Source organism: Nocardia sp. NPDC003345 (assembly GCF_053589395.1).
In genome coordinates this window covers 1-7745 of the sequence record NZ_JBSFRU010000312.1, presented here as the reverse complement: position 1 = coordinate 7745, position 7745 = coordinate 1, and the positions used below count along the sequence as shown (strand labels likewise).

Below are 7745 nucleotides of genomic sequence, written 5' to 3'. Positions count from 1 at the left end.
CGCCGCCACCGCCGAACTCGTCCTGCAGCACTGGGAGCCGGACGAGACCAGGGCCTGGCGCGATTTCGCGGAGAACTTCTACGCCACCGCGTGGCGCACCGACCACGGCCTGGTGAGCGCGGCCTTCGGCCTGGCCCGCCTGCTCACCGCGACCGGCCGGTACACCGAGGCCGTCGCCGCTCTCGACGAGGTCCCCGCGTCCTCACGTTATTTCACCACCGCCCGGATGACCGCCGTCCTGTCGCTGCTCACCAGCGCGCCGGTGGCCGCTCTTCCGGAAAGCGCCCTGCGCAGAGCCGCGATTCGGGTGGAGGAGCTCCCGGCGGACGAGCGGCGGGTACCGCAATTGCGGGTCATGGTCCTGGGTAGCGCGCTCGCGTGGTTGCGGGCCGGTAACAGTCCCGAGCGGCCGCGCCCTCCGCTGATGGGTGCCGCGTTCACCGAGCACGCGCTGCGCGACGGCACCGAGAAGGGTTTGCGCACACTGGCCCGCTCGGCGCCCGATCGCCGGCACCGCTACGCCCTGATCGATCTGGCCAACTACATGCGGCCCACGACCTGGTTCTGATCGCGGGCCGCATCCGGTGACCGGCCGGTCACCGGAGCCGTATCAGTCGGCCCAGACCGTTTCGATCGGGGTCGCCGCGGTCGGCGGCGGGGCGGGGGTTGCCGACGGGGTGCGGGAGAAGCGCGGCGCCGGGGCGTGCTGGGTGACGTTCTCCAGCTCGATCAGCGATTCGCGGGCGGCGATATGCTCGTTCTCGCTCGCCTCCTCGAAGGTGAGCACCGGGGTGACGCAGGCGTCGGTACCGGCGAAGACCTCGGTCCATTCGTCGCGGGTCCGGCTGCGGAACTTCTCGGTGAACAGCTTCTTCAGCGTGTCCTGCCCGGCGGGATCGATCTGCATCGGCAGGTCCGCGGGGTCGAGTTCCAGCCCGGCCAGCAACTGGGCGTAGAACTGCGGTTCGATCGCGCCCACCGCCATGTACTTGCCGTCGGAGGTCTCGTAGGTGTCGTAGAACGCCATCCCGGTGTCGAGCAGGTTCGTGCCGCGCTCCGAACTCCACGAGCCCATACCGCGGAAGGCCCAGATCATCTGCGACAGGGCCAGCGTGCCGTCGATCATCGCGGAGTCGATGACCTGGCCCTTTCCGGAGTTCTGGCGTTCCACCAGGGCGGCGAGGACACCGAAGACCAGAAACATCGAACCGCCGCCGAAATCACCGACCATGTTCAGCGGCGGGACCGGGCGCTCACCCTTGCGGCCGATCGCGTGCAGCACACCGGTGAGGCTGATGTAGTTGATGTCGTGACCGGCCCGATCGGCCAGCGGCCCGTACTGGCCCCAGCCCGTCATCCGGCCGTAGACCAGGCGCGGGTTCCGTTCCAGGGCGATATCGGGGCCCAGACCCATACGCTCGGTGACCCCGGGGCGGAACCCCTCCAGCAGCACATCGGCCTTCTCCACCAGGCCGAGCACCCGCTCGATATCGGCCGGATCCTTCAGGTTCGCCTCGACGACCTTGCGGCCGCGCAGCGTCGGACGGTCGGCGCCGCCCGGCAGCTGCCCGGCGCGCTGGATCCGCACGACATCGGCGCCGAGGTCGGCGAGCAGCAACGCGGCATGCGGCCCCGGGCCGATCCCGGCCAGTTCGATCACGCGAATGCCCGCGAGCGGGCCCTGCTTGGCGGTGGATGGTGTAGTCACGCCCTACCTCGGTTCGTCGTCGATCCAATGTCCACCCGCGGCCGCCCGCGGGACGTATTGACAGTATGACAACAGCCGCCTCACGTCACGGGTCCGGTGCGTCCGATCGGCCGATCCCCGGTGTCGGTGCGGCGGGGGAGACTGTCGGTATGCCCGACAGCGCGGTCGCCCACCTGGACGCGACGGAGTTCGACACCGCCATCGGCCGCTGCGCCATCGGATGGCGCGCGGACGCCGTCGCCGGATTCGCGCTGCCCGGATACGACCCGGGCACCACCGTCGCCGCGCTCGGCGCCGCCCGCCGGATCCCGGCACCCACCCGGGGCCCTCGCGGCGAGGCGGTCGCCCGCATCCGCGCTCATCTCGACGGCGATCTCGACGATCTGCGCGAGATCCCCCTGGACCTCGCCGGCGTGCCCCGGTTCCCGCTCGCGGTCTACACGGTCACCCGGGCCATCGATCCGGGTCATACGCTCAGTTACGGGGAGGTCGCCGAACGAGCCGGCGCCCCGGGCGGCGCCCAGGCCACCGGCCAGGCTCTCGGCCGGAACCCGATTCCGCTGATCATCCCCTGCCACCGGGTGCTGGCCGCCGATCACGCGCTGCACGGCTTCTCCGCGCCCGGCGGGATCGACACCAAACAGCGCCTGCTGACCATCGAACGCACCTCGGGATTCGGCGAGCCGACGCTGTTCTGAGGCGGTTCCGGTCACTTCCCCCGCGGCGGCGCTTGACCTTGCCGCTGCGGCACAGTTGAAACTGTGGTCGAGCCGGCGTGCCCGCGCCGGCGGCCCTTGCGCCCGAGGAGTGACTGGTTATGGCGTGGAGTACTCGTCAGCTCGCCGAACTCGCCGGCACCACCGTGCGAGCGGTGCGGCATTACCACGAGGTCGGGCTGCTGGAGGAGCCCGAACGGGGCTCCAACGGCTACAAGAAGTACAGCTCGACCCATCTGGTCCGCGTACTTCGTATCAAACGCCTCGCGGACCTGGGCATACCGCTCTCACAGATCGCCGCCATGGATGGTGCCGACGAACACCCGGAGGAAGCATTGCGCACTTTGGACGCCGAACTCGCCGCGACCATCGAGCGCCTGCAGCGCATCCGGGTCGAACTCGCCCTGATTCTGCGGCAGGGCTCCGGCACCGATCTACCGCCGGAAATCGACGCCGTCGCCACAGACCTCAGCGAGGCCGACCGCGCCTACACCGTGATCCTCAGCCGGGTGCTCGGTCCCTCCGGCCTCGACACACTGCGCGAACTGCTCAACGACACCACCTACCGGACGACCTTCGCCGCGTTCGACGATCTCGCCCCCGACGCCGATGAAGATACCCGGGCCGAACTGGCCGCGGACCTGGCACCGCAGGTCCGGGAGTTGCTCGCGGACCACCCGACACTGTCCGAGCAGCACAAGGATTCACCGGTGGGCGCCGAACGCGCGGCGCACACCATCGCTGTGGCGGTCCGGGACCTCTACAACGAAGCCCAGCTCGACGTGATGATCCGGACCAACAAACTACTCGAGGCCGAGCGCAACGCCGAGAACTGAACGGTCCGGGCACCCGGAAATCCACCGGGGCGAGGGTCAGCGCTCGGTGAGCGGTCCGCCCGCGGCCCGCCACTCGATCAGCCCACGGCTCATATTCACCGCGTCGAAACCATTCTCCACCAGCAGATTCGCCGCGCCCGCCGAGCGGAGACCGCCGGTGCAGAAGGCGATGAGCAGGCGGTCCTCGGGCAATTCCAGGCAGCGTTGCGGCAGCACTTCCAGGGGCATATGCACCGCGCCCGGGATATGCACCCGCTTCCACTCGAACTCACGGCGGACATCCACCACCAGCGCGCCCTCGGCCACCAGCCGGACGGCTTCGGCGGCGGTAACGGCCGGTGGACGATGCAGGTAATGCCGGAATTTCATGCGCTGCGAGCCTCCCGCCGCACGTGAGCAACGGTGAGCGGCCCGCTGAGCACAGCCGCGGCATGGACGGACGACGACAGGGATTCCATAACCTTCAGAATAACTGAAGGTTACGAACCTTCCGCTGTCATTCGTGTCATAGCGGCCCGCAACGCTGCGGTGAGCTCGGGATACTGCGGCGCGAACTCCGTGTCCAGGCGGGTCACCACCTCGGCGGCCCGGGCCAGCAGCTCCTCCCCCGCGGCCGTGACGCGCAACGTCGAGGCCGATCCGGCGTGCGCGGTCCCGTCGTCGACGAACCCGGCCGCGACGAACGCGGCCACCGCGGTATGAGCACTCTGCACGGTTATCCGGGACCGCCGGGCGAGCTCGCTGAACGAGATCCCCGGCCGAGCCCGGATATGCCCCAGCAGCCCGTACTTGCGGGTGGTCAGCCCGAGCGGTTTCAGCCCCTCGGCGAATCTGGCCTCCCACACCCGGCCCACCGTCAGCAGCATGACCGTCGGACTGAAGGGCGGCGATTCGGGCATAGAAGCAGGCTAACCCCCGCCCGCCGCCTCCTTCCGCACACCGGTTCCGCCCCGTAAGTGAGCTGACGTCAGCGTTTTTCGTCGCTACCGTGGGTTATGGAGATTTTCGGCTGGATCCTGGCAATTGCGGCGGTGATCGCCGTCGTCACCTTTCTCGCCTCGAATCGCCGTCGGCGGCGCACCGGGGAGCGGCGCGGGGGCAGGGGGCTGCGGTCGGGTGGTGCCGGGGCGGCGTCCACACCCTGGTTCTTCGGCGGTTCCGACGGCGGTAGCGGCGGTTCCGACGGCGGCGGGGGCGGCGGCGGAGGTGGTTGCGGCGGAGGTGGTTGCGGCGGCGGCGGCGGCGGAAGCTGACCCGCCCCGCTGAGCCCCGCCGCCGGGCGATTCCGCCGACGCCCCGGACTATCGTGGCCGCGGGGGTAGCGGACCAGGAGTGACGAGATGAAGATCCGATTCGGCGTCGGTACCGGATCCACCACCGCGACCGAGGACTTGCCGGCCCTGGTGGACCGGTTGGAAGACGCGGGTGTGGATTCCCTGTGGTTCTCCGAGCTCATCGGGTCGCCGGCCGTGGACCCGACGGTGGGGATGGCGTTCGCGCTCGCGCGCACCACCCAGCTGAAGGTCGGTACCTCGGTGGCGATCCTGCCCGGTCGCCACCCCGTACTGGTCGCCAAACAATTGGCGTCGCTGGCGGGCCTCGCACCGCGCCGGGTACTGCCGGTTTTCGGGTTGCAGCCCGCGAGCCCGCGGGAGCGGGACCTGTTCCCGGTACCGGGCCCGCGCGGGGCGGTCTTCGACGAATCACTGCGGCTGCTGCGCGCCGCGCTGGAATCCGACGAGGTGAACTTCGACGGCGACTATTTCACGGTGCGCGGGGCGGGTGTCGGCACCCGCCCGGTGCGGGCGCCCGATATCTGGCTCGGCGGCCGCGCCCCGGCGGCGTTCCGCCGTATCGGCCGGTACGCCGACGGCTGGCTGGGCAGTTTCGTCTCGCCCGCCGAGGCCGCGACCGCCGTGCGCACGATCAATGCCGAGGCGGCGGCCGCCGGACGCGAGATCGAAGCAGATCATTTCGGGATCACCCTGCTACTGGCCGAGAGCGGTATCCCGGCCGACCTCGCCGCCGGAATCCGGTCCCAGCGCCCCGAAACCGATCCGTCCGACCTGGTGGCCGGCAGCTGGACCGACCTGCACCGGCTCATCGACGCCTACCTCGAGGCCGGGCTGAGCAAGTTCGTGGTCGTCCCCGCCGACGGCAAACCGGTCTCGGGCTTCTTGGACCGGTTCGTCACCGAACTACTACCGCGACAGACCTGACACCGGACCTGGGCCGGGCACGCCGAACCCGGACAGACCGCCCAGCGCCTCACTGCGGATTCCCGGCCGCGCCGGTGTTCGATTCCCGCAGCGATCACAACCCCGCGGTTTCGCCACCTGCCGTCTCCACAGCCTGGAAAACGAGTCCCCCGCTCGCCGCCCGATTCGGTGCTAATGTCGCCCGCACAGTGGCTGTGGTGACAGCGGTTCGACCGTCGGAACCACCGGCGTCGGAACCAAAGGGCACATGAACGACGCGGATTTGCCGGTAGCAGGGGGCCCGGCAGCGGTCGCGCGGGCGGCGGGTGAGCGCGCCGTACGCGCGCTCACCACAGGCATCTCCGATGCTATCCGTCGCCAGCGTGCGATCGCCCGGGAAACCCGGAGTGCACCCGGCCTGCTGCGGGAAACGGATGGCTCCGGCGCCATTTCGATAGACCGTGCGGGCCGTGCCCTGATCCACAACGATCGGGTTCACGGGGGTCGCCGGGAGGAATCGTTCGATGCCTGGCTGCGCGAAGTTCGTGATCGTGGCGCGGATCCGGACCGGACGGTGTCGGACCTGGGACGGCTGTGGGACTACCTGCGGCACGACCCCAAGTGGGCGATCGATCCGCAACGGAACTACGGGGGGATCGTTTTCTTCGGGAGCCGCGATATCGGCGGGTCCGCTGTGGTCACCAACACAGTTCGTGATCACGGACTGTACGACGTCCCGGTGGTGTTTTCCGGTAATGCCGGCGAGGCGGCGAAGTTCCGCGCGGCGGCGGAACGAGCGGGCCTGAATTCCGGCCAGATCCTGGAGGAGCCGTTCGCCCGCAACACCGGGCAGAACGCGACGTTCGCGGTGCAGATGCTGAAGGACCACGGTCGCGACATCACCTCGATAATCGGCGCCTGCACGCCGTTCCATGCTCGCAGAGTATGGGGCACTTTGATGAAACAGTGCCCCGACACCGAACACGCCGCGATCACCGCCGCCGACGTCTCGCTCGAGAACTACATGAAGTACGGGAACCGGCCGGATGCGGAGACCGCGCCGCCCCCGAAGTCGATCGTAGCCGTGACCCTCGGCGAGATGAAGCGGCTGGACGAGTATCCGGCCGAGGGCCATATCGTTCGGGAAGAGGTCCCCGATGACGTCCGTTCGTCCTACGAACGCCTCAGCGAGACCTTCCGGCCCGCCGAACGCAGATATTGATACTGGTGCCGGATGCGTCGCACGCCGCGGCCGGCCGGATGGGCACGATTACAGCAATGGCTCGAGAACCGCGGTGACGAGGCCGTCTGCGGCGGACCGCAGAGTGAACTCATCGACGGAATTCTGCGTGTAGTAGCCCAGGAATGCCTCGTGGAAGCAGGCACCAACCAGCAGTGACGCCACACTGTCCGGATTCGCGGCGGCCGAGATCCGGCCCAGATCCTGTTCCGCGCGCAGGTACGCGGCGAACGCCGTGACCGCCTTCTCCGGACCGGCGCCGTGCTCCCGCATGGCCTCACGGTGGGCGGCCATCCGTTGTGGGTCCGCCAGCAGGGCGCCGAGCATGGGGATGGATTTCCGGTAGAAGGCCAGTGCCGCGTGGGCGAGTTCGGTGAGGTTGCCCGCCACGGTCCCCGCGCCCGGGTTCACGCCGGTCCGCGCCGGGCCGGGCAGGCGTTCCCGCAGAACGGCCAGCAGGAGTTGTTCCTTGTCGCCGAAGTACTTGTAGAGCGTCGGTTCGGAGACGCCGGTGGACAGCGCGATCTCCTTGGTCGTCGCGTGAGTCACCCCGCGGCTGCGCAGCAACTCGGCGGCGGCGTCGAGGATTCGCTCCCGGGTACTCAACTCCTCGCCCCTCGTCGCACACTTGACAGGTTAGTGAACACTAGCCCATCCTAGGGGCTAGTGTTCACTAACCCAGTTCGAACTGGAGGTACCCCATGCGTCTCGGTATCACCCGCAGGCGGCGCCCGATACTGATCGCCGTCGCCGCCGCGCTGGTCGCGATCCTCGGCGCCGCAGGCACCGTCGGGTACCTGACCTTCGTCCGGGCACCGTCCGGCGCACCCGCGCAGGCCTGTACCGGCGGGCGTCCGCAGGAGGGCCCGGTGGTGGTCGCGGCCGGAGCCAGCATGACCCAGGGCACCCTCGGCGCGGACTGGGTCGGCGCATTGCGGGCCCGCCCGGAATTCTCCGGGTACCGGTTCATCAATGCCGGCATCAACGGCAATACCAGCGCGGACCTGCTCGAGCGGCTGGACAGCGACGTCCTCGGCTGCCATCCCG

Annotated in this window: 10 protein-coding genes; 6 read left to right on the top strand and 4 right to left on the bottom strand. The window is 69.4% G+C overall.

Annotated features, from left to right (window positions below):
• A partial coding sequence (locus ACWDU1_RS26160) for a tetratricopeptide repeat protein (protein ID WP_450002420.1) occupies nucleotides 1-568 on the top strand: 568 nt, incomplete at its 5' end.
• A gap of 42 nt (nucleotides 569-610) precedes the next feature.
• Here ACWDU1_RS26160 and ACWDU1_RS26155 read toward each other — a convergent pair.
• Nucleotides 611-1708: a CaiB/BaiF CoA transferase family protein gene (locus tag ACWDU1_RS26155; protein WP_450002418.1), complete on the bottom strand. Its 1098-nt coding sequence runs from the start codon at nucleotides 1706-1708 to the stop codon at nucleotides 611-613.
• A gap of 149 nt (nucleotides 1709-1857) precedes the next feature.
• On the opposite strand from ACWDU1_RS26155, the gene ACWDU1_RS26150 reads away from it, so the two are divergent.
• Together ACWDU1_RS26150 and ACWDU1_RS26145 are read left to right on the top strand one after the other, a co-directional pair.
• Nucleotides 1858-2406: a methylated-DNA--[protein]-cysteine S-methyltransferase gene (locus tag ACWDU1_RS26150; RefSeq protein WP_450002416.1), complete on the top strand. Its 549-nt coding sequence runs from the start codon at nucleotides 1858-1860 to the stop codon at nucleotides 2404-2406.
• Nucleotides 2407-2525: 119 nt separating this feature from the next.
• A complete protein-coding gene (locus ACWDU1_RS26145; protein WP_450002415.1) occupies nucleotides 2526-3260 on the top strand; it encodes a helix-turn-helix domain-containing protein in 735 nt (244 codons plus the stop codon).
• Nucleotides 3261-3296: 36 nt separating this feature from the next.
• On the opposite strand, the gene ACWDU1_RS26140 is transcribed toward ACWDU1_RS26145, so the two are convergent.
• Both ACWDU1_RS26140 and ACWDU1_RS26135 read right to left on the bottom strand, forming a co-directional pair.
• Nucleotides 3297-3629, bottom strand: a complete 333-nt coding sequence (locus ACWDU1_RS26140) for a rhodanese-like domain-containing protein (RefSeq protein WP_450002413.1) — start codon at nucleotides 3627-3629, stop codon at nucleotides 3297-3299.
• A gap of 110 nt (nucleotides 3630-3739) precedes the next feature.
• Nucleotides 3740-4159 (bottom strand): MarR family transcriptional regulator, encoded by a 420-nt coding sequence (locus ACWDU1_RS26135; RefSeq protein WP_450002411.1) that lies wholly within the window; start codon nucleotides 4157-4159, stop codon nucleotides 3740-3742.
• Nucleotides 4160-4600: 441 nt separating this feature from the next.
• On the opposite strand from ACWDU1_RS26135, the gene ACWDU1_RS26130 reads away from it, so the two are divergent.
• A complete protein-coding gene (locus tag ACWDU1_RS26130; RefSeq protein WP_450002410.1) occupies nucleotides 4601-5479 on the top strand; it encodes a TIGR03854 family LLM class F420-dependent oxidoreductase in 879 nt (292 codons plus the stop codon).
• A 247-nt stretch (nucleotides 5480-5726) separates the two neighbouring features.
• On the top strand, nucleotides 5727-6680 hold the full coding sequence (locus ACWDU1_RS26125; protein WP_450002408.1) for a YdcF family protein: 954 nt from the start codon (nucleotides 5727-5729) through the stop codon (nucleotides 6678-6680).
• Between the two features lie 48 nt (nucleotides 6681-6728).
• On the opposite strand, the gene ACWDU1_RS26120 is transcribed toward ACWDU1_RS26125, so the two are convergent.
• A complete protein-coding gene (locus tag ACWDU1_RS26120) occupies nucleotides 6729-7304 on the bottom strand; it encodes a TetR/AcrR family transcriptional regulator (RefSeq protein ID WP_450002406.1) in 576 nt (191 codons plus the stop codon).
• A gap of 95 nt (nucleotides 7305-7399) precedes the next feature.
• On the opposite strand from ACWDU1_RS26120, the gene ACWDU1_RS26115 reads away from it, so the two are divergent.
• Nucleotides 7400-7745 (top strand): SGNH/GDSL hydrolase family protein (locus ACWDU1_RS26115; protein ID WP_450002405.1); only part of this gene is annotated, 346 nt, incomplete at its 3' end.

What these genes read in the sequence shown, in the direction of transcription:
- ACWDU1_RS26150 (WP_450002416.1), top strand. Translation starts at nt 1,858, where the DNA reads ATGCCCGACAGCGCGGTCGCCCACCTGGACGCGACGGAGTTCGACACC.
- ACWDU1_RS26145 (WP_450002415.1), top strand. Translation starts at nt 2,526, where the DNA reads ATGGCGTGGAGTACTCGTCAGCTCGCCGAACTCGCCGGCACCACCGTG.
- ACWDU1_RS26140 (WP_450002413.1), bottom strand. Translation starts at nt 3,629, where the DNA reads ATGAAATTCCGGCATTACCTGCATCGTCCACCGGCCGTTACCGCCGCC.
- ACWDU1_RS26135 (WP_450002411.1), bottom strand. Translation starts at nt 4,159, where the DNA reads ATGCCCGAATCGCCGCCCTTCAGTCCGACGGTCATGCTGCTGACGGTG.
- ACWDU1_RS26130 (WP_450002410.1), top strand. Translation starts at nt 4,601, where the DNA reads ATGAAGATCCGATTCGGCGTCGGTACCGGATCCACCACCGCGACCGAG.
- ACWDU1_RS26125 (WP_450002408.1), top strand. Translation starts at nt 5,727, where the DNA reads ATGAACGACGCGGATTTGCCGGTAGCAGGGGGCCCGGCAGCGGTCGCG.